Consider the following 19,296-nt stretch of genomic DNA (forward strand, 5'->3'; position numbering starts at 1 on the left):
TCGGCGTCAGCGCCGAACGGTCCTGTGAACTGGCGCCTTCCAGATACCGACGACGGCGTCGACGAGCCCCTCGGCGGCGTCGGCCCACGGCGCCCGCGCCCGTGACCCCCGGGTGGCGAACTCGCCCTCGTATTCGGCACAGGTGTGCATCAGCAGATTGCGCGCCATGACGATGCGCTGCATGCGGACGCGCTTGGGCAGCGCCGGCAGGCACCGGTTGAAGCCGTTGATGGCCTCGACGAGGTGCGTGGAGGACAGCGCATCGCGGGTGACGACGTCGCGGTAGGTGGGATCGGCCATGGCCTGGGCGGCGAAGCGCGCGTACCAGCTGGGGTTGCCGAGGCCGCTGAGGTGATCGGTGAGCGGGCGCACCAGGGTGCTCACCCAGTCGCGTAGGTCCGACGAGCCGTGCACCTCGCGCAGCAGGGCGGCGCGGAGGGTCTCGATCGGTTCGCGGTGCTTGTCCTCGATGGCGCGCAGCAGATCGGTCCGGGTGCCGAAGTGGTAGCAGGCTGCCGCGTTGTTGCCCTGGCCGGCGGCCTCGCTGATCTGCCGGTTGGACACGGCGTACATGCCACGTTCGGCGAACAGCCGCTCCGCCGCCGCGAGCAGCACCTCGCGGGTGGCCACCGACCGCTCGGTGCGCAGGTCGCGTGCGGCGGTCACCGGAGTGCCCTTCCGGCGAGTTCGCGGACCTTCTCGCGGCCCATGAACTCCTGGTTCTCGCCCCAGCCCCGATGCCCGTTCCACCGCCAGTCGGTCAGCGTCCAGTAGGTGAGCCGTCCGGGCCAGCCCAGCCAGCGCAGCGCCGTGCGGATCTCGCCGGAGGCGTGCACGGTCCGGCCCTGGTCGTCGACGGCCTCGAAGAGGACGTGCGCCGGCGCTCCGTCGCATCGCGCGGCGACCCGCCGCGTCCCCGAGACGAGTTCGCCCGCAACGCCGTCGGCGACGAGGTACCCGCCGACGACGTGGTCGACGCCGTCGCCGCGACCTGCCATGGTGATGGCGTGCCAGTGGTCCCGCGGCGAGGCGATGGCCCACAGGTAGTCCCCCGAGCGGATGGCCCCGGAACGGTGCGGACCCCAGGTGCGGTCGCGCATCGAGAAGCAGTCCACCTCGAGGCGTTCGCCGTCGAGGCACAGCGTGCCCTGCAGGCGCCCGGGCTGGTCGAAGTGCCCGGCGGAATCGTCCACGGGGCCCAGCGGGTGCGGCGGCATCAGCGACGTCCAGTCGAGGGTGAACTCGAGGCCCGGCCGATCGTAGGACACACGGTGGTGCACGGAGGGTTCGAGTACCTGGTGGCGTAGGCCGTTGGGCAGGGTGAAGTCCGTGAAGCGCAGGGCGCCGGTGGGCGGCTGGCGCCACTGCCAGTCGTAGTAGCGGCAGTCGTACTGGTGCTCACCGGACGGGTCCCACAGCGCGGGACCGCCGCCTGCGGTGCCCAGGCGCGCGTCGTAGAAGAAGTACACGAAGCCGGTCAGGTCGCGCTCGGGCACCGAGACCGCGAAGCACCCGCTCTCCGCCCAGTCCGGATGGTCGGTGGCGGCGTGGAAGTCGCCGTCGTGCGGATGCGGAGCGGGAGGCACCTCCCGAGTGAACACCGGAGCCACGATTAAATCAAGCGATTCATTTAACTCCAGGGCGGATATGCGATCGCTATGAAGACGTTTGCCCCGAGGCCCCGGCTCCCTAGATTGGGTAATCGAAGGTCACGTCGCCGGTTCGGTCGTCGACGAACCCGAAGGGAGATCGCCATGAGGCTTCGCAGGATGCCCCTCGTCTTCGCGATCGGCGCGGGTGCCGTCGCCGTCGCCGTCGCACCCATCACCGCGGCGGTGGATCTCGGCGCGCACGAGGTGAAGCCCGTCAGCGCCACCGTCACCGAGCAGGACGTCGGGGTGCCGTTCGTCGCCACGCCGGGTGCGGTGGCCGAACCGCGTGGCTACGGGGACTTCCCGTCCGCCGCGTCGCTGCCGCACTGGGACTGACGCCGTGATTAGCGCGCAGGCGCACGGCGACCCGCGGGCTCGGTGCCGATGACCCCCTCGTCGTGCAACCGGTCGATCTCCGCGTCACTCAGCCCCACCTCGGCCAGGATCTGCCGGTTGTGCTGGCCGAGCAGCGGCGCCGGATGCCGGTGCCAGCGCACCGGTCCGGAGGCCAGCCGCACCGGCAGTGTGCTGTGCAGCGACGCCGGGTTCACCGGATGGTCGACACGGGCGAAGAACCCGCGGTGAGCCAGCTGCTCGAGTTCGGTCTGCCGGTGCGGCTGCAGCACTTTCGCGACCGGCACGCCGGCGGGCCACAGCGTGGCGACGACCTCGTCGCCGGTGCGCTGCCGGCACCACGCACCCAGGTCTCGGTCGATCGCATCGTGGTGGGCGCGCCGTCCCGCCGAGCCGTCCAGCGCCGGATCCATCGCCCACGGTGGTCGTCCCAACGCGTCCCGGAGTGCCCGCCACTGCGCGTCGTCGGCCACGGCGATCGCCACCCAGCAGTCGTCGCGGCCGAACTCGTCGATTCCGTCGACCTGGTAGAGGTTCTGCGGTGCCGCCGCCGGGCCGCGATTGCCGTCGCGCTGCAGCAGCGCGCCGTACGCACTGTGTTCGACCACCTGCTCGGCGGCCACGTTCAGCGCCGCATCGACCATCGCCGCCTCGACGAGCACGCCCTCGCCGGTGCGGCGACGGTGCTCGAGGGCGAGCAGGACGGCGCTCAGCGCGTGCAGGCCGGCGTTGGGGTCGCCGAGTGAGTAGGGCTCGTACGGGTTGCGGTCGGGATACCCGGTGAGCCAACTGATTCCGGAGGCGTCCTCGATGATGTAGGCGAACGCCGGGTTGTCGCGCCACGGCCCGTCCAGGCCGAAGCCCGGCATGCGCACCATGATGACGTCGTCGCGCAGCGCCCGCACCGCGGCGAAGTCCAGCCCCAGCTGATCGATGACGCGTGGGGTGAAGTTCTCGAGCACCACGTCGCACGTGCCGATCAGCCGTTTCAGTACGTCGCGTCCCGCCTCGGTCTGGAAGTCCAGCGTCAGGCCCGCTTTGTTGGTGTTGAGCGCCGAGAAGATGGGTGAGCGCTCCCACCACCGCGGCTCGGTGGCCGGGATGCCGGCGATCAGCCGGGTGCCATCGGGGCGACGCGTCGACTCCAGGTGGATGACCTCCGCGCCGAGCATCGCCAGGGCGTGGCTGCACGACGGACCCGCCCAGAAGGTCGTCATGTCCAGTACGCGCAGACCCCGAAGCGGCAGTCCACCGTCACCGTCACCGGTGACCGCGACCCGGGGCCGTGCCCGGGTTTCCGCCGCGCGGTGCGCGGCGGTGTGCTCGCCCAGCCGCGGTGCGGGTCGCGGCGGATGCAGTGCCACCTCACCGATCCGGTAGGGATGCGCGGGTTGGAGGAAGCCGTCGGGATGCGACGTGAAGGCGCCGCGGGCGACGTAGTGGTCCATGCCGGTCACGTTCTCGCCGTTGGCCACCGGCGAGTTGGGGATGCGGAACGCCGAGGCGAGGTCGCGGACGTCGTCGACGCGTTGCTCCCGCAGCCACCGGTACAACTCGTCGGCGTGGAGGTTCGCCTGCTGGGTGATCGTGAGGTCCGACGATTCGTCGATCCACTCGTCGTGGCCCGACATGGCGCACAGGTCGAACCACTGCTGGGCCGTGCCGCAGCCGAGCGCGACGAGACCGTCCGCCGCCTGCGCCACCCCGGGCACCGTCGGCTTCCGTTCGGTCCGCCAGGGCCGACCGAGCATCTCCTGGTAGGTCACCGGGTAGTAGGTGAGGCAGAGCACCTGCGTCTCGAGCATCGACAGGTCGAGGAGTTCGCCGTTGCCGTCCCGCAGCGCCCGCTCCCGGAACGCCAGTGTCAGGGCGGACGCGTAGGCGCCGGCGAGCCACTCCCCGACCTGACCGCCCACGTGCACGGGCGCGCGGTCCTGGGATCCGCGCCCGATGCCGATCGCCCCGCCCGACCAGGCCTGCAACGTGAATTCCGTCGCCGCCCGGTCCGACCACGGCCCGTCCAGCCCGAACGGCGTGAGCGAGGTGACCACCAGATGCGGGTGGCGGGCGAAGATGGCGGCGGGCGCGTACGCGTCGGCTGCGGCGAGACGGGATCCGCGCGACCACACGACCGCGTCGGCCGACGCGATCAGCCGGTCCACCATCGCGAGGTCCGCTGCGTCGCCGGGATCGGCGACGACGCTCTGCTTCCCGGCGGCCAGGAAGGCGAACAGGGCGCCGTGGCCACGGGTCTCGGCGCCCGACGCCGACCACGTCCGCAGCGGATCCCCCTCGGGCGCCTCGATCTTGACGACGTCGGCCCCGGCGTCGGCGAGCATCTTGGTGCAGTAGGCGCCGGCGATCCCGGTCGACAGGTCGACCACGGCGTAGCCCCGCAGCGGCGGCTCGGCGGCGGTCACGGCGACGCTTCCGGCGACGGGTTCCGCGCCGACTTGCTCAGCCGGAACTCGGGCGGGAAGTCCGCGTCATTGGCGTTGACGGCGTCGGCGAGACCCGCGTCGAGCGCGTCGGCCAGCATGAAGTCCCCGGCGTCGGGACGGGCCGTGCCGCCGAGGGACTCGAACACCGCCGACAGCAGGCTGCCGAGGTACTCGCCCTGGAACTGCTTGACCACCTCGAAGAACATCTTCTGTTGAAAGACGCTGTCCACCGGGCGGTTCCGTGCACACGCCCGTGCATACTTCGCCACCTCGGCCTCGAGGTCCTCGCGGGCGACGACGGTGTTGAGGAAGTTGCACTCCTTCATCTGCGCGGCGGTGAAGGGACGTCCGGTGAACACCATCTCCTGAAAGGGCCGCAGACCCATGGTGAGCACCCACGTCCACATCCGTGGCCCCCAGCCGAAGTAGCGAAACGACGGATGGCCGAACAGCGCATCGTCGCTCGCGATGACGAGATCGGCGTCGGCGCACTGGTAGAAGTGCCAGCCGTAGCAGTAGCCCTTCGCCTCGACGATGCTGATCTTCTTGCACTCCTGCAGCGCACGATTGCCCGCGGCCACGTTGGCGTACCAGGCGCCCATCGTGGCGCCGTGCCGGAAGGAGCCCTGCGGTGGGTGCACGACGTCCGGGTCGTCGATCCGCAGTTCGGCGAGCCGATCGGCGTCCGTGCCCGCCATGAAGTCCGGCAGATCGGCGCCGCTGCCCAGGTTCTCGCCCACGCCGCGGATGACCACGACCTTCACGTCGTCGTCGACCGTGATGCCGCGCAGCAGGTCGGCGTAGCGCAGCCGCGCCGCCGACGTCGGCGCATTCAGGTACTCCGGACGGTCGAAGGTGATCGTCGCGATCTTGGTGTCGGGGTCCTTGGCGTAGCGGACGATCTCCTCGGGCGGCGGCGGCTCCTGCGCGCGAGCGGGCATCGGCGTCAGAAGCTGACGGCCTGCGCCCACGCCGGGCTCGACGTGAGCACCTCGGGGCCGTCGTCGCCGACGAGGACGGCGTCGCGGTGGAACACCGCACCGACGCCGGGTTCCCACACGTACGCGCTGACGGCGAGCACCATGCCGGGATCCAGCCGCTCGTCGGCCACGGTCCGGGGCAGGTCGGGCGAGATCACCGGCGGGTCGAAACCCAGGCCGAGGCCGTGTGCGACCGGGATGGGCGGCAGCGCCTCACCCGCGTCGTCGTAGGCGTCCAGCAGACCGCCGGCCGAGGCACCCGGACGACACACCTCGACGAGGCGCTCCCACAACGCGTTCGAGCGACGGAACAGCGCTCGCACCCCTGGGGCGTCCGACGCGCCGCCGACCGGCCAGGTGCGGCCGACCTCGCCGACGTATCCGTCGGCCAGCGCACCGGCGGCGAAGGCCACCAGATCGCCGTCGGCGATCCGGCGATCGCGCCGACCGACGCGCCAGGCGTGTTCGGGCGAGGTGATCCACGCCCCGTCCTGGGTGGCCGACGTGCTGTACCCGCCCGCGGTCATCGCCTCCATGAGGACGCCGTTGAGCCCCTGCTCGGTCATCCCCACGGCGAGTTCGGAGACCGCCGCGGCGAGCCCGCGCTCGGCGACGGCCAGTGCCCCGCGCAGGACCTCGATCTCCTCGGCCGTCTTGGTCCGGCGCGCCGCCTTCATCGCCACCTCGGCGTCGACGAACTCCGCCCGGGGGAAGGCCATCGGTAGCAATCGCGCGAACGACGGCGACATGGCGTCGGTACCGACGCGCTTGGCGTCCGCGGCGCCCTCGATGCCCTTGAGGACCTCGATGATGGTCATCGGGTTCCAGGCCAGCCCGTAGAGGTGCTCGTGTCCGATTTCCTCGGGGATGCCCTCGTCCCATGTGCTGTTGAGGTGGATGTCACCGGTGGCGCGCACCAGCACGCAGATCGGTGCGAACGGCCGGGTGCCCGCCACCCACAGCTGCGGCGCTCCGGTGACGTACCGGACGTTGGCCTGTCGGCCGAGCACCAGGACGTCGAGGCCGTGGGCGTCCATCTGGGCGATGGCGCGCTCACGGCGCCCGGCGCGCAGCACCGGGCCGTCGGGGACGATGTCTTCTGCCATGTTCTCGCCTCAGCTCGGCCCGTAGGGCGCGTACGGGTAGTCGGTGATGGACTGGTAGCCGTCCTCGGTGATGATCACGATCTCCTCACCGCGGTACCCACCGGTGCCGTCCTGCCAGACGACGGGCTCCAGCACCAGCAGCATGCCGGCGGGGAACACGAAGCCGTCGTCGAACTCCGCGCCGAGATCGGTTCCGATCATGGGCATCTCGGCGGCGTTGGTGCCGATGCCGTGACCGAGGTAGAAGTGCGGCAGCCACGGCTTGGCACCGCCGTTCGCCGCGATCGCGGCGCGGGCCAGATCGCCGGCGGTGGCACCCGCCCTGGTGACCGCCAGGACCGCGTCGAGGATGCCGCGCCACGTCGTGAAGTTCGCGTGCTGCTCGGGCGTCGGGTCCTGGCCCACCACCCAGGTTCGCCCCCAGTCCGAGCAGTACCCCTCGTAGGTGATGCTGATGTCGGTCCACAACACGTCGCCCTTGGCCAACGGCTTCTCCGTCGGCAGCAACGGCAGGGCCAGGTCGCCGGTGGTGGTCCACACCGCACCGCTGCTGCGGGTCGTCGGCATCACCTGCCAGATCGCCTCGATCATGTTCGTCGTCGCGCCGAGTTCGAAGGCCCGCCGGACGAAACGCGCCGAGAGGTCCAGCTGGCTGACGCCGGGAGCGACGTAGGGCTGGACGTCACCGAGCGCCTGCTCGGTGATGCGGCAGGCCCGTCGGACGGCGGAGATCTGGTCGACGGTCTTGACCAGTTTCGCGGGCCCGACCACCAGGGCGGCGTCGGTCGGCGGACCGGCCGGGAACAGGCGTCCGGCCGCGCGGCGCATCGCACCGGTGAGTTCGTCGACGGCGATGCGCGCGGTCGGTGCGACGAGCCCGGCGAGCACGGAGCCGAAACGCTCGACGCCCTCGTCGAACTCGAGGTACAGCGGGCCGTGGACGTGATCGGCGGGCACCTCGGTGTCGAAGGCGCTGCCCTCGCGGAACGGCATGAACAGGTGCGGGTGCTCGTCGTCGGCGAGCACCACCGCCACCGGCCGCTCCACGTGCGAGAGACCGGCGTCGAGCAGCGGCCAACTGGCACCCGTGGCGTAGACCACGTTGCCGTTGCCGAGCAGGACGAGCGCGTCGACGCCCTCGTCCCGCATCGCCGCGCGCAACCGGGCGCCGCATTCGCGGTACATCCGGGCCCGGTCGGGCACGTCGGGGATGTCCAGGAGCGCCGATCCCGCCGACGGTGCGACGGTGGCCGTCACGCGATCCCCAGGAAGTTCTTCACGTTGGTGCTGACGATCTTCGTGGCGGCCTCGGGCCCGACGGCGTCGACGACGGTCTTCAGCGACTTCTCGGAGTAGCCGAACGTCGACTCGTTGTGCGGGTAGTCGCTCGACCACATCACGTTGTCCACGCCGATCTGGTCGATCAACCGCAGGCCGAGCGGATCGACCATGAACGACGCGCTCATGTGCTGGTCCCAGTAGTGCCGAACGTCGTGCTGCAGTTCGTGATTGAACATGTGCCGGTAGGAGGCCAGCATGTGCTCGGCGTCCTGCAGGGCGGTGGGCACCCAGGCGATCCCGCCCTCGAACCAGCCGACCTTCAGGCTCGGGTGCCGGTCCAGGATCCCGGAGAAGACGTACTTGGCGAACTGCTCGCGGAACGAGTCGACGTTGACCATCATGCCGACCACCACGCTGTTGTTCTGGCACGGCGTCTTCGGCGGCGTCTCGCCGATGTGGTGGCTGACAGGTAGGCCGGCAGCCTCGATCTCGTCCCACACGGCGTCCATGGCGGTACTGCCGTAGTCGTAGATATTGCCGTCGTCGTCCTTGCCGGGGTTCAGCGGCAGCAGGAACGTGCGCAGCCCCAGGGACTTCAGCTCCTCGAGCGTGCTGCGGGTGCCCTTCGGGTCCCACCAGTTGATCAAGCCGACACCGTGGAAGTGGCCCTTGCTGCGCTCCTGCAGTTCGGCGATGTGCTCGTTGTAGATGCGGAACACGCGCTCGCGCAACGACTTGTCGGGGTAGTGGAACAGCGCGAGCACCGCGTTGGGGAAGGCCAGCTCCTTGTCGATGCCGTCCTCGGCGAGTTCGCGGATGCGCGCGTCGATGTCATTGGACGCCGCGCCGGCCAGGTCGTCGTACTGCATCAGCACGCGGCCGAAGTCGCCTCCCGTCCACGCCTTGCCCTTCATGCCGACCATGTAGGCGCCGTCCTCGTACCAGATGCGCGGCGCGGCACCCTTCAGCTCCTCGGGGAAGCGCTCGTAGAAGATGTCGTCGGCAACGGAGATGTGGTTGTCGGCGGAGAAGATCTCGGTGTCGGTCGGCAACCCGTGCTCGCGGGTGGCGTGGCCCTTGCGGAACTTCGGCGCGCCGAAGCCCTCGGCTGGGTACAGCGTGGCGGTGGGGGTGGACATCGGTGACTCCAATCGGGCTGAGCCGGACCTGACTACCAGGTGACCGGAAGTTCGTAGACGCCGTAGGCGAGACGGTCGTGCTTGAACGGCACGTCGTCGAACGGGATGGCCAGTGCCATCGTGGGGATGCGGCGCAGCAGTGTGTGGAACACGATCTGCAGTTCGGCGCGGGCCAACTGCTGACCGACGCACTGGTGGCGGCCGTAGCCGAAGCCGAGCTGCTGGCCGGCGTCGCGGGTGAGGTCGAGTCGGTCGGGAGCGGGATAGGTGGCCGGGTCCCAGTTCGCCGGCGCCAGGTCGATGATGATGCCGTCGCCGGCGCGGATGGTCGCACCGCCGACTTCGATGTCCTCGATCGCGACCCGGCGCTGACCGTTCTGGATGATCGACAGGTAGCGCATGAGTTCCTCGACCGCGTTGGCGACGAACTTCGGGTCGTCCGAATCCCGCAGCAGCGCCGCCTGTTCGGGGTGCTCGAGCAGAGCCAGGATCCCGATGCCGATCATGTTCGCCGTGGTCTCGTGGCCGGCGATCAGGAGACCGGTGCCGAGCTGCGCGGCCTCCTTGACGCTGATCTCGCCGGCGGTGACCCGCTCGGCGAGGTCGGACACGGCGTCCTCCGCCGGATGCGCCTGCTTCTCCTCGACCAGGTTGATGAGGTACTGGTGCAGGCTCATCGCGCCCTTCTGCATGGCGTCCGCGGCGGCGAACCGCGCGAGCCCCGCGTTGGCGTGCTCCTGGAAGAACTCGTGGTCGGCGTAGGGCACGCCGAGCATGTCGCTGATGACGCGGGTGGGCACCGGCAGGGCCAGCCGGGCCACCAGGTCGGCGGGCTGCGGGCCGGCGAGGATCTCGTCGATGCAGGCGTCGGTCACCTCCTGGATCACCGGGCGCAGCGCCTCGACGCGGCGGAAGGTGAACGGCTTGCTCAGCATGCGGCGGAAGCGGGTGTGCTCCTCGGCGTCGGCGGTGAAGACCGACCGCGGCCGCTTGTCCACCGTGGAGAGCATGTGTTCGTTCCAGTGCGGGAAGCCCGAGCGGCGGTCGTCGACGCTGACCCGGGAGTCGGCGAACAGCGCGCGGGCCACCTCGTGGCCGGTCACCAGCCACGGCGTGCTGCCGTTCCAGATCCGCACGCGCGACAGCGGCGCGGTCTGGTTCATCTCGAGCATCTGCGCCGGCGGCGCGAATGGGCATCCCGCCGAGCGCTCCATCGGGTAGTCCGGGGTCGCGGCCACCGCCGCGTCGATCAGGTCGGTCATCCGTGCTCCTCGATGTGGATCGCCAGGGCCGGGCAGGCGGCCGCGGCCTTGCGGGTCTCGTCGGCGTACTCGGGCCCGGGCTCGGGCATCAGCAGCTCCACCACGCCGTCGTCGTCGCGCTGATCGAACACGTCCATCGCGTTGAGGACGCACTGCCCGGACGACACGCACCGGTCCTGGTCGACGGTCACCCTCATCGGGGCTCCTCGCTGACCGGGGCCTGCCAGAGGCCGACCATGGCGTCGATGAGACCCGACGCGGCGGCACTCCAGGTCAGGCGCGGCACGGGGGCACCCTTCGCCAGGCCGCGTTCCCGATCGGCGCAGCTGTGCATCAACAGGTTGCGCCCCATGACATTTCGCTCGGCGCGGACGTCGGCGGGCAGCTCGGGCAGGCACGTGCTGATGCCGCTGATCACCTCGACCAGCGACGGCGAGGACAGCGCGTCGCGCACGATCATGCCGTGGTATGCGGGATCGGTCATCACCTGCGCGGCGAAGCGGGCGTACCAGGTCGGGTTGCCGAGCTGCTCGAGGTGGTCGGTCAGCGGACGGACCAGGCAGGCGACCCAGGCGCGCATGTCGGGCGCCGGACCGAGCTGTGCCACCATCTGCTCGCGCAGGTGCTCGATGGGCCCGCGGTGCTTGTGCTCGATCGCGCGGACCAGGTCGACCTTCGTACCGAAGTGGTAGCCCACCGCGGCGTTGTTGCCCTGTCCCGCAGCCTCGCTGACCTGGCGATTGGAGACCGCGAAGACGCCGTGCTCGGCGTAGAGCCGCTCGGCGGCTGCGAGGATCGCCTCTCGCGTGGTGCTGGCGCGATCCGCTCGCGGTGCCTTGACCTTCGCCGTCCCGACTGTGTCGACCGTCACGCTCATAGTCAACGCCGCGTTCCCCTTTAAGTCAAGCGATTGATTTAACCAATGGTCGTCCAACGGGCGGGGCGCCGCCACGGCGCGTCAGTCGCGCCTCTCGCCGCGCGGTGGGCGGACGATCACCTTGCCGGCCACGGTGCCGCCGTCGACGGGCAGCACGGTGCCGGTGACGTAGCGCGACCGGTCCGTGCCGAAGTACAGCGCCGCCTCGGCGACGTCGTTCGCGGTGCCCTCACGCTTGAGCGGACGGTCGTCGCGCATCTGCGCACGGATCCTTGCCTCGAACCTCTCGAGCCGCTCGCGGTCCTCCTCGGTCGCCGACGACCGCAGGATGGGCGTCGGGATGTTGCCCGGCGCAATGCAATTCACCCGAATCTCGTAGTGCGCCAGCTCGATGGCCGCCGACTTGGTGAACTGGATGATCGCCGCCTTCGAGGCACGGTAGGTGGCGACGCCGCCGCCGGCGAGAATGCCGCCGATCGAGGCCATGTTGATGATCGAGCCGCCGCCGTGGTCGGCCATGTACCGTCCGGCGTCGCGCGTGCCCGCCATGACGCCGAGCAGGTTCACCCGCATGACGCTGTCGAATTCGGCGAAGTCCTCGTCGAACAGCCCCTTCTTCAGCGGACTCGACCGGCCCGCATTGTTGACCATCACGTCCAGCCCGCCGAAGCGGTCGACGGCGACGTCGACGAGGTTCGCCACCTGCGCCTGTTCACCGACGTCCGCCCGGTGGAACACCGCCGCGTCACCCAGGTCCTCGGCCAGGGCCTCGCCGAGTTCGGTCTGCACGTCTGCGAGCACCACCCACGCGCCCTCGGCCACGAAGCGCTCGGCGATGCCGCGGCCGATGCCCGACGCGGCACCCGTGACGACGGCGACCTTGCCCTCGAGTTCTCCGGCCATCTCAGCATCCCTCCAGGAAGTCCAGCAGCAGGTCGTTGACGACGTCGGGACGCTCGATCTGCGGGCAGTGGCCCGCGTCGTCCACCACCGCCGACCGCGCGCCGGCGATGCGTCCGGCGACGTCGGCGGCCCATCCGGTCGGCAGTAGCTTGTCGCCGCCACCCTCGAGGACGAGGGTCGGCACCGCGATGCGGTCGTAGGCGCGTGCGGTCGACGGCGTCGCCGGCGCGGGGGCGCCCGGCCGGCGGAACCGCGCGGCGGCGATCGCCTCCCACGCCCCGGGTTGGGTGGCGGACACCTGCCGGCGCAGGACGTACTCGTCGTCGGCCGGCCAGGCCGGGTCGACGAACAGTGCGGTGACGATGCGCCGCATCGCGTCGAGGGTCGCGTCGTAGTCGTACAGCGCGGCGCTGTGTTCGTTGCGCCGGATCTCGCCGCCGCCGCAGATCAGCGCGAGGCTGCGCACCGGGAGCACCGGCGCCTCCGACGTCGTGTCGGTGAGCAGGTTGATGGCGCCCATCGAGTTGCCGACGAAGTGCGCCGAGGACACCCCGAGCACCTCGCAGAACCGGGCGACGTGCCGGATGCGCGAACCCCGACCGTCGACGAAGTCGACCACCTTGGCGCTCAGGCCGTAGCCGAGCATGTCCGGGGCCAGGACGCGGTGACGCGCGGCCAGCGCGCCCACGGTGTGCTCCCAGCCGAGGTCCGCACTGGCACCGAATTCGCCGCCGTGCAGCAGCACCACCGGATCGCCCGTGCCGGCCTCGAGATAGCCGGTGACCAGTCCGTCGACGATGACGGATTTGCGCTGCACCTCCACGCCGGTCAGGCCGCCCGCGCCGCGCCGGCCACCAGCTGCATGGCCAGCACGTCGAGTTGACCGCTGACGGTGTCGTCGACCAGATCGCCGCGCTCGTCCCAGATCTGGTCGGCGGAGTTGATGGCGACGCCGAGCGGGGTGGGCCAGGCCCGCAGCGCGTGCCCGATGACGCGCAACTGCCCCAGCGTGCCGACGGCGGCCTGCCAGCCGTAGGCACAGCTGATGCAGCCCCACGGGGTGTTGTCCAGGTACACCCGCGCGTCCCCGCGCAGGTCCTCGATGTAGTCCAGTGCGTTCTTCACCAACCCAGAGATGCCGCCGTGGTAGCCCGGCGAGGCGACCACGACCGCGTCCGCGTCGCGCAGCGCGCCGACGAGTGCGGCGGCCTTGGCGGTGCGGGTCTCCTCGTGCGGGTTGTACATCGGCAGGTCGATGTCGTCGCCGCAGAACAGCGCCGTGCGGCCGCCGCGGCTCTCGACGGCCGAGAGGCATTGGCGCAGCGCGCGTTCGGTGGACGAGTTCGAACGCAGCGTGCCGCCGATGCCGACGATGAAGGGTTGTCCGGGCACGGTCGGTCCTTACTTGATCGCGATGGGGTTCAGGGGGGAGCCGACGCCACCGGTGACGCGTAGCGGTGGTGCCACGAGCTGGAACTCGTAGCTGCCGTCGGCGGCGCAGTCCTGCGCCAGGGCGGTGAGGTCCCAGTACTCGCCGAACATCATGCCCATGTCGCGCAGACACAGCATGTGCAGCGGAAGAATGGTGCCGTCGACGCCGGACGCCGGGTTCTCGACCATGAGGTTGTCCGCGGCGACGGCCGCCACCTGGTGGTCGTGCAGCCAGGAGGCGCACGTCCAGTCGAGACCGGCTCCCGGTTCGGTGCCGTCCCCGTGGTCGAGGAACCGGGCCCACCATCCGGTGCGCACCAGCACGATGTCGCCGGGCTCGACGGTCACCCCCTGGGCCCGCGCGGCGGCGTCGAGTTCGGCGGGCGTGATGGGATCGCCGACGTCGGCGCAGAACGTGTCGACGCCGCGGAGCGCCACGAGGTCGAGGAGCACCCCGCGCGAGGTGATGCCCTTGACGTCGACCTTGTCGATGCCGAGATGGAAGGCGCCCAGACTCGACACCGACGACGCGGGAAACCCGTTGTACAGCTGATCCTCGTAGTAGACGTGCGACAGGGCGTCCCACTGCGTGGCGGCCTGCAGCGGCATGATGATCATGTCGTCGTTGAAGCGCATGGGTCCGGCCTCGGAGTAGCCGGCCAGCTGCACGGCGCTCGGGTTCCGCAGCCATGACGGTCCGTACTGCCGCAACGCCTTCTCGTCCCCGCCGTCGATGGTCATGACGTGAACGGGGTTCTGGCGGTAGTGGAACGCACCTTGGGGCCCCGAGGACCCGAAGTCGACGCCGAGGGGAAACACCTTGCCGTGCGTGACCAGGCTCGCCGCCTGGGCGACCTTCTCGGGCGTGATGAGGTTGAGGGTGCCGAGTTCGTCGTCGTCACCCCAGCGGCCCCAGTTGCGGACGTCGGCGGCGACGCGCTGGAAGTCAGTCCACGTGGCCACCGGCCACCATCCTCTCCTGCGTGGTCCCGTCCCCCGCGGCCCCGTCCCCCGCAGCCCCGTCCCCCGCGGCACTGCCCTCCGTGACGAGGCCGGCGTAGATCCTCTCCGCCACGGTGCCGCCGTCGACCCAGATCACCTGTCCGGTCAGATAACTCGCCGCCGCGCTGTTGAGGAACAGCAGGACGCTCGCCTGCTCCTCGGGTCCGGCGACGCGTCCCAGCGGTGTCCGGAAGGAGTCGAGGAACTCCGGACCGTAGGCGCTGCGCAGCTGGTCGAGGATCGGGGTGTCGGTGACGCCGGGTGCGGTGCAATTGATCCGGATGCCGCGGGCGCCGAGCGCGACGACCTGAGCCATGCCGTACAGGATGATCGCCTCCTTGGACAACCGGTAGCCGCCGTCGGCCAGGGCGTCCGGGTGGGCCTCGCACCACGCGACGCCGTCGGACATGGTCGAGGTGTCGAGCAGGCCCGTCGTGACCGCGGCGTTCGCGCGGTATCCGGCGGCCGCGAGGCTCGAGACGTTCGCGATCGCCGAACCCGGCACCATCGACGGAAGCAGCGCCTCGGTGAAGCGCCGGGTCCCGAGGAAGTTGATCGTGACCACCAGCAGCGGGTTGCCGATGCCCGACGACACACCCGCGACGTTGAACAGCGCGTCGACGGGACCGCCCACCGCCTCGACGGCCTGGTCGATCGACACCGGGTCGGACAGATCGAGGTGGTGGAACTCGTTCACGGGGCTCGACGGCGGCCGCACGTCGAGACCCACCACGTGTGCGCCGAGGCCGACGAGCTGGTCGACCAGTGCCGCGCCGATGCCCGACGCGCATCCCGTGACGACGACGCGGCGGCCGGCGTAATCCATTGCGCCGTGCGGAGGTGCCATGGCCGTCCCGCTCAGCTGGCGGCCTCGCGGGTGGCCTTCTCCTGTTGGGCCGCCTTGACGCGGCCCTCGTTGATCTCGGCCATCGCCTCGGGGATCTCCCCCGCGGTGAACTTGCCGCCGCGGCCGGTCGGCAGCCCGCCGAAGGCGTAGGTTTCGTCGAACAGCGGTGCGTCGGAACGCTCGCGGCGTGCCTCGACCTTCTCGATCACCGGCTCGAGGCGCTTCGCCTTCGCGGCGCGGGCCTTCTCGTCGCGGTCGATGAACTCGGGCAGGATCTCGCGGCCCATGATCTCGATGGACTCCATCGTCCCCTCGTGGCTGCGCGGGTTGAGCAGCAGGATGATCTCGTCGACGCCGCTGGCCTCGTAGCCGCGCAGGAACTCCCGGACGGTGTCCGGCGAGCCGATCGCCCCGCGGCCGGGACCGTAGGCGAGCGTCGGGTCGTCCTTGACGGCCTGCTCGTACAGTTCCCATACCTTGGTGCGACCGGGTGTGTGCATTCCGGTGAGGTAGTAGTGCATGATCCCGAAGGAGAAGAAGCCGCCGCCGATGCCGATCCGCTTCAGCGCCTCCTCGTCGCTCTTGGCGACCATCATCGACAGGTCACCGCCGATCGCGAGCAGGTTCGGGTTGATCGCCGGGGTCACCGGGACGCCGTTCTCCTCGAACTCGCGGTAGTAGCCGTCGACGCGGTCCTTGAGTGCTTCGGGTCCGGTGTAGGCGAAACTCAGTGCGCCGATGGCCTTCTGCGCGGCCATCTGCACCGACGCCGGCCGGGTACAGGCGACCCACACCGGCGGGTGCGGCTTCTGCAGCGGCTTGGGCACGACGTTGCGCGCCGGCATCTCGACGTGCTCGCCCTTGAAGCCGCTGAACGGCTCCTCGACCATGCACCGGATGGCGACCTCGAGGGCCTCCTCCCACTGCGCGCGCTTGTCCGCGGGATCGATGTTGAACCCGCCCAGTTCGGCGACCGAGGAGCCCTCGCCGGTGCCGAATTCGACGCGGCCGTTCGACAGGTGGTCCAGGGTGGCGACGCGCTCGGCGATGCGCGCCGGGTGGTTGATCGGCGGCGGCAGGTGCATGACGCCGAAGCCCAGGCGGATGTCCTTGGTGCGCTGGCTGGCCGCCGCGAGGAACATCTCGGGGGCGGTCGAGTGGCAGTACTCCTCGAGGAAGTGGTGCTCGGTGAGCCAGACCGTGGAGAACCCGGCGCGGTCGGCCGCCTCCACCTCGTCGAGGCCGTGCTGGAACAGCTGGTGTTCGTCGTCCTCCGACCACGGCCGGGGCAGCGGGAACTCGTAGAACAGTGAGATCTTCATCATTACCTCCGATAGGTGTCGAGCGTCGAATCCGATGCCGGGCCGGTGGTGGCCGCGCGGGTGTCCGAGATGTGGCGTGCGGCGACGTAGCCGAACGTCATGGCGGGGCCGATCGTGGCTCCCGCCCCGGCGTAGCTGCGGCCCATCACGGCGGCCGTCGCGTTGCCGGTCGCGTACAGTCCGCCGATCGCCGAGCCGTCGTCGCGCAGCACGCGGGCGTGCTCGTCGGTGCGCAGGCCGCCGGACGTGCCCAGGTCACCGAGGATGATCTGGAACGCGAGGTACGGCGGCTCGGTGAGCGGGTGCAGGTTCGGGTTGGGCAGCGTGGGGTCGCCGTAGTAGTTGTCGTACGCGCTGTCGCCGCGCGAGAAGTCGTCGTCGTGGCCGCTGCGGGCTAGCGCGTTGAACCGCTCGGCGGTTGCGCGCAGCGCCTCCGGCGGGACGCCGATCTGGGTGGCCAGGTCCTCGAACGTGCCCGCCTGCTTCACGATTCCCGAGTCGAGCCAGGCCTTCGGCACCTTCCATCCGGTGGGGACGGGCGCGAAGGGGATCTTCGGCAGCGGCAGGTGTCCCCCGACGACGTAGCGGTGGAAGGACCGGGTGTCGGTGACGAGCCAGCACGGGATGTGGGTGGTTCCGGACCGCTGGCCGTCGAGCATCGCGTGCGCGAAGTCCATGTACGGCGCCGCCTCGTTGACGAAGCGCCGGCCGGCTCCGTTGACGACGAACTGCGACGGCATCATCCGCTCGTTGAGCATGAACTGCAGCCGTCCGTCGGGCCAGCACATCGCCGGGAACCACCACGCCTCGTCGAGCAGGTCGAGCGCCGCACCGACCTTCTCCCCGGCTCGGATGCCGTCGCCCATCGACGCGGGATTGCCGAAACTCCAGTCGTGCTCGAGTTCCGGCAGGTGTTCCCGGCGCCAGGCCATGTCGTGGTCGAACCCGCCGGACGCCAGCACCACGCCGTGGCGCGCGCGGACCCGCACGGGGCGGCCGTCCCGTTCGACGACCGCGCCGACGACCCCGCCTTCGACGTCGGTGACGAGTTCGGTCATCGGCGAGCGGAGCCAGAGCGGGATGTCGCGCTCGCCCAGCGCGAGGCGCATGCGGGCCATCAACGACTGCCCGATGGCGGCCATCCGATCGCCGAAGACGTGCGCGCGGACCATGCGCCAGACGAGCTTCACCAGCACGGCCTTGCCGCGCCAGTTCTGCCGCACCTGGTAGAACAGCCGCAGGTCCTTCGGCGCGAACCAGATGCCCTTCGGCGCGAGTGCCAGCGGGGTCAGCAGGTTGGCCTCCTCGTTCCCGAGCCGACGCAAGTCGATCTCCGGGACGTTGATGGTGCTGCCCAGCTCCGAACCGCCGGGCAGCTCCGGATAGTAGTCGGCGTAACCCGGCTTCCACACGAATTCCAGCCAGTCGCTGCACTTCTCGAGGAACTCCATCATCTCCGGGGCGGCGTCGACGTAGCGGCGCAGCCGCGCGTCGTCGACCAGTCCCGCGGTGATGGTCTTCAGGTAGGTGACGACGTCCTCGGGGTCGGGGACGTACCCCGCGCGCCGCTGCGACGGTGCTCCCGGCACCCAGATTCCGCCCCCGGAGAGCGCCGTGGATCCGCCGAACTGCGGTGACTTCTCCACGACCAGGGTGTCGAGGCCCTCGGCGTCGGCGGCGAGCGCGGCGGTCATGCCGCCGCCGCCGGAGCCGACCACCAGCACGTCGACCTCGTGGTCCCAGCCGTCGTTCACGCGACCGTCACCGCCGTGCGCACCGCGAAACCCGCGATGAGTTCCGGGGCGGCGCGGTAGAAGCGCGCGCCCGTTTCGTAGCGCCCCTGCGTGGCCAGCGCGGCGAACGCGGCCACCCAGGTCCGCACCTCGTGCGCTGAATTGCCGGCCTGCGCCGCGATCCAGGCGTTGGTCCACGCGTCGACGTCGGCGACGCGGTTGGTGTCGAGCAGTTCGAGCAAGGCGTTGTCCCAGTCGGGGTTGAGCGGTTGGAGCGGGCTGTCGCCGTGGGCGAAGTCGCGTGCGGCTGCCATCACCGCGGTCTGCCGTGCGGTGCGCTGCTCGGCGGTCATCGGCTCGCCGTGCACGATGCGGCCGAGCGCTGCCGGCGGCGCGGTGGCCAACGTCGGCACCGGCGGATCGTGGCTCAGCCCGCCGGATCCCACGATGAGCACCCGCCGTCCGAGCCCGGCGAGAAAGTCCCCGACGGCGGCGCCGAGCGCCCGCGCCCGCTTGATCGGCGCCAGCGGCGTGGCGACGGAGTTGATGAAGATCGGGATGACCGGTACCGCGTCGGCCGCACCGAAGAGCGTCTCCAGCGGCTGCACCGTGCCGTGATCGACCTCCATGCTCGACGACAGCGCGACGTCGACGTCGGCCGCCCACGCGGCCTCGGCGCAGGCGGTCGCGAGGTCCGACGGCACGTTCAGAGGTCCGGCGTGCGTGCCGTAGTCGCCCACCCCGGTGGCGCCGGTGCCGATGCAGAACGGCGGCATGAGCCGGTAAAAGAACCCGTTGTAGTGGTCCGGGGAGAAGATCACGACGAGGTCGGGGGCGAACTCGCGCACGAACTCCCGCGCCGCGGCGAGCGCGGTGTCGACGTCACCGAGGAGTTCGGATGACGGTCCCGGAAGATTCAGCAGCGGGCTGTGCGACATGCAGCACAGCGCCAGCGGCGTCGTGTCG

19 protein-coding genes are annotated in these 19,296 nt (G+C 70.6%); 1 reads left to right on the forward strand and 18 read right to left on the reverse strand.

Annotation, left to right across the window (positions count from 1 at the left end; all coding sequences use genetic code 11):
* Nucleotides 1–6: 6 nt before the first annotated feature.
* Nucleotides 7–666 (reverse strand): TetR/AcrR family transcriptional regulator, encoded by a 660-nt coding sequence (locus FZ046_RS24600; protein WP_070351836.1) that lies wholly within the window; start codon nt 664–666, stop codon nt 7–9.
* On the reverse strand, nt 663–1,586 hold the full coding sequence (locus tag FZ046_RS28050; protein ID WP_070351918.1) for a DUF7064 domain-containing protein: 924 nt from the start codon (nt 1,584–1,586) through the stop codon (nt 663–665). Before FZ046_RS28050 ends, FZ046_RS24600 begins: the two co-directional genes overlap by 4 nt.
* A 183-nt stretch (nt 1,587–1,769) precedes the next feature.
* Here FZ046_RS28050 and FZ046_RS24610 point away from each other — a divergent pair, with 183 nt between their 5' ends.
* Nucleotides 1,770–1,988 (forward strand): hypothetical protein, encoded by a 219-nt coding sequence (locus FZ046_RS24610; protein ID WP_070351837.1) that lies wholly within the window; start codon nt 1,770–1,772, stop codon nt 1,986–1,988.
* A gap of 8 nt (nt 1,989–1,996) precedes the next feature.
* Here the strand turns inward: FZ046_RS24610 and FZ046_RS24615 are convergent, their stop codons facing one another.
* From FZ046_RS24615 to FZ046_RS24690, 16 genes are all read right to left on the reverse strand, one after another.
* Nucleotides 1,997–4,426, reverse strand: coding sequence for a CaiB/BaiF CoA-transferase family protein (locus tag FZ046_RS24615; RefSeq protein ID WP_070351838.1), 2,430 nt, complete (start codon nt 4,424–4,426; stop codon nt 1,997–1,999).
* Nucleotides 4,423–5,388: an enoyl-CoA hydratase/isomerase family protein gene (locus FZ046_RS24620; protein ID WP_070351919.1), complete on the reverse strand. Its 966-nt coding sequence runs from the start codon at nt 5,386–5,388 to the stop codon at nt 4,423–4,425. The genes FZ046_RS24615 and FZ046_RS24620 overlap by 4 nt, the downstream gene beginning before the upstream one ends.
* Nucleotides 5,389–5,393: 5 nt before the next feature.
* Nucleotides 5,394–6,533, reverse strand: a complete 1,140-nt coding sequence (locus tag FZ046_RS24625) for a M24 family metallopeptidase (protein ID WP_070351839.1) — start codon at nt 6,531–6,533, stop codon at nt 5,394–5,396.
* A 9-nt stretch (nt 6,534–6,542) separates the two neighbouring features.
* Complete coding sequence (locus FZ046_RS24630) at nt 6,543–7,718, reverse strand: M24 family metallopeptidase (RefSeq protein WP_083298036.1); 1,176 nt, start codon at nt 7,716–7,718, stop codon at nt 6,543–6,545.
* A gap of 68 nt (nt 7,719–7,786) precedes the next feature.
* Nucleotides 7,787–8,953: an amidohydrolase family protein gene (locus tag FZ046_RS24635; protein WP_070351841.1), complete on the reverse strand. Its 1,167-nt coding sequence runs from the start codon at nt 8,951–8,953 to the stop codon at nt 7,787–7,789.
* Nucleotides 8,954–8,985: 32 nt separating this feature from the next.
* Complete coding sequence (locus FZ046_RS24640; RefSeq protein WP_070351842.1) at nt 8,986–10,215, reverse strand: cytochrome P450; 1,230 nt, start codon at nt 10,213–10,215, stop codon at nt 8,986–8,988.
* The gene (locus FZ046_RS24645; protein ID WP_070351843.1) at nt 10,212–10,412 is read right to left on the reverse strand and encodes a ferredoxin; all 201 of its coding nucleotides are present in this window, start codon (nt 10,410–10,412) and stop codon (nt 10,212–10,214) included. The genes FZ046_RS24640 and FZ046_RS24645 overlap by 4 nt, the downstream gene beginning before the upstream one ends.
* On the reverse strand, nt 10,409–11,092 hold the full coding sequence (locus FZ046_RS24650; protein ID WP_070351844.1) for a TetR/AcrR family transcriptional regulator: 684 nt from the start codon (nt 11,090–11,092) through the stop codon (nt 10,409–10,411). The genes FZ046_RS24645 and FZ046_RS24650 overlap by 4 nt, the downstream gene beginning before the upstream one ends.
* A gap of 81 nt (nt 11,093–11,173) precedes the next feature.
* On the reverse strand, nt 11,174–11,995 hold the full coding sequence (locus FZ046_RS24655) for an SDR family NAD(P)-dependent oxidoreductase (RefSeq protein WP_070351845.1): 822 nt from the start codon (nt 11,993–11,995) through the stop codon (nt 11,174–11,176).
* A gap of 1 nt (nt 11,996) precedes the next feature.
* Complete coding sequence (locus tag FZ046_RS24660) at nt 11,997–12,818, reverse strand: alpha/beta fold hydrolase (RefSeq protein WP_070351846.1); 822 nt, start codon at nt 12,816–12,818, stop codon at nt 11,997–11,999.
* A 5-nt stretch (nt 12,819–12,823) separates the two neighbouring features.
* On the reverse strand, nt 12,824–13,387 hold the full coding sequence (locus FZ046_RS24665) for an NADPH-dependent FMN reductase (RefSeq protein WP_070351847.1): 564 nt from the start codon (nt 13,385–13,387) through the stop codon (nt 12,824–12,826).
* A 9-nt stretch (nt 13,388–13,396) separates the two neighbouring features.
* A complete protein-coding gene (locus tag FZ046_RS24670) occupies nt 13,397–14,389 on the reverse strand; it encodes a cyclase family protein (RefSeq protein WP_070351848.1) in 993 nt (330 codons plus the stop codon).
* On the reverse strand, nt 14,373–15,275 hold the full coding sequence (locus FZ046_RS24675) for a coniferyl-alcohol dehydrogenase (protein ID WP_083298028.1): 903 nt from the start codon (nt 15,273–15,275) through the stop codon (nt 14,373–14,375). Before FZ046_RS24675 ends, FZ046_RS24670 begins: the two co-directional genes overlap by 17 nt.
* A gap of 11 nt (nt 15,276–15,286) precedes the next feature.
* Nucleotides 15,287–16,597 carry an LLM class flavin-dependent oxidoreductase gene (locus FZ046_RS24680; protein WP_070351849.1) on the reverse strand — a complete coding sequence of 437 codons (1,311 nt, stop codon included), beginning with the start codon at nt 16,595–16,597 and terminating at the stop codon, nt 15,287–15,289.
* A 2-nt stretch (nt 16,598–16,599) separates the two neighbouring features.
* Nucleotides 16,600–18,291 carry an FAD-binding protein gene (locus FZ046_RS24685; RefSeq protein WP_246183093.1) on the reverse strand — a complete coding sequence of 564 codons (1,692 nt, stop codon included), beginning with the start codon at nt 18,289–18,291 and terminating at the stop codon, nt 16,600–16,602.
* A 56-nt stretch (nt 18,292–18,347) separates the two neighbouring features.
* Nucleotides 18,348–19,268: a 3-carboxyethylcatechol 2,3-dioxygenase gene (locus FZ046_RS24690; protein ID WP_070351920.1), complete on the reverse strand. Its 921-nt coding sequence runs from the start codon at nt 19,266–19,268 to the stop codon at nt 18,348–18,350.
* Nucleotides 19,269–19,296 lie beyond the last annotated feature (28 nt).

Origin of the sequence: Mycolicibacterium grossiae, assembly GCF_008329645.1 — a bacterium.
Lineage (GTDB): Bacteria > Actinomycetota > Actinomycetes > Mycobacteriales > Mycobacteriaceae > Mycobacterium > Mycobacterium grossiae.

What these genes read in the sequence shown, in the direction of transcription:
- FZ046_RS24690 (WP_070351920.1), bottom strand. Translation starts at nt 19,268, where the DNA reads ATGTCGCACAGCCCGCTGCTGAATCTTCCGGGACCGTCATCCGAACTC.
- FZ046_RS24640 (WP_070351842.1), bottom strand. Translation starts at nt 10,215, where the DNA reads ATGACCGACCTGATCGACGCGGCGGTGGCCGCGACCCCGGACTACCCG.
- FZ046_RS24610 (WP_070351837.1), top strand. Translation starts at nt 1,770, where the DNA reads ATGCCCCTCGTCTTCGCGATCGGCGCGGGTGCCGTCGCCGTCGCCGTC.
- FZ046_RS24630 (WP_083298036.1), bottom strand. Translation starts at nt 7,718, where the DNA reads ATGTACCGCGAATGCGGCGCCCGGTTGCGCGCGGCGATGCGGGACGAG.
- FZ046_RS24625 (WP_070351839.1), bottom strand. Translation starts at nt 6,533, where the DNA reads ATGGCAGAAGACATCGTCCCCGACGGCCCGGTGCTGCGCGCCGGGCGC.
- FZ046_RS24655 (WP_070351845.1), bottom strand. Translation starts at nt 11,995, where the DNA reads ATGGCCGGAGAACTCGAGGGCAAGGTCGCCGTCGTCACGGGTGCCGCG.
- FZ046_RS24635 (WP_070351841.1), bottom strand. Translation starts at nt 8,953, where the DNA reads ATGTCCACCCCCACCGCCACGCTGTACCCAGCCGAGGGCTTCGGCGCG.
- FZ046_RS24680 (WP_070351849.1), bottom strand. Translation starts at nt 16,597, where the DNA reads ATGAAGATCTCACTGTTCTACGAGTTCCCGCTGCCCCGGCCGTGGTCG.
- FZ046_RS24645 (WP_070351843.1), bottom strand. Translation starts at nt 10,412, where the DNA reads ATGAGGGTGACCGTCGACCAGGACCGGTGCGTGTCGTCCGGGCAGTGC.
- FZ046_RS24685 (WP_246183093.1), bottom strand. Translation starts at nt 18,291, where the DNA reads ATGACCGCCGCGCTCGCCGCCGACGCCGAGGGCCTCGACACCCTGGTC.
- FZ046_RS24675 (WP_083298028.1), bottom strand. Translation starts at nt 15,275, where the DNA reads ATGGCACCTCCGCACGGCGCAATGGATTACGCCGGCCGCCGCGTCGTC.
- FZ046_RS24620 (WP_070351919.1), bottom strand. Translation starts at nt 5,388, where the DNA reads ATGCCCGCTCGCGCGCAGGAGCCGCCGCCGCCCGAGGAGATCGTCCGC.
- FZ046_RS24650 (WP_070351844.1), bottom strand. Translation starts at nt 11,092, where the DNA reads ATGAGCGTGACGGTCGACACAGTCGGGACGGCGAAGGTCAAGGCACCG.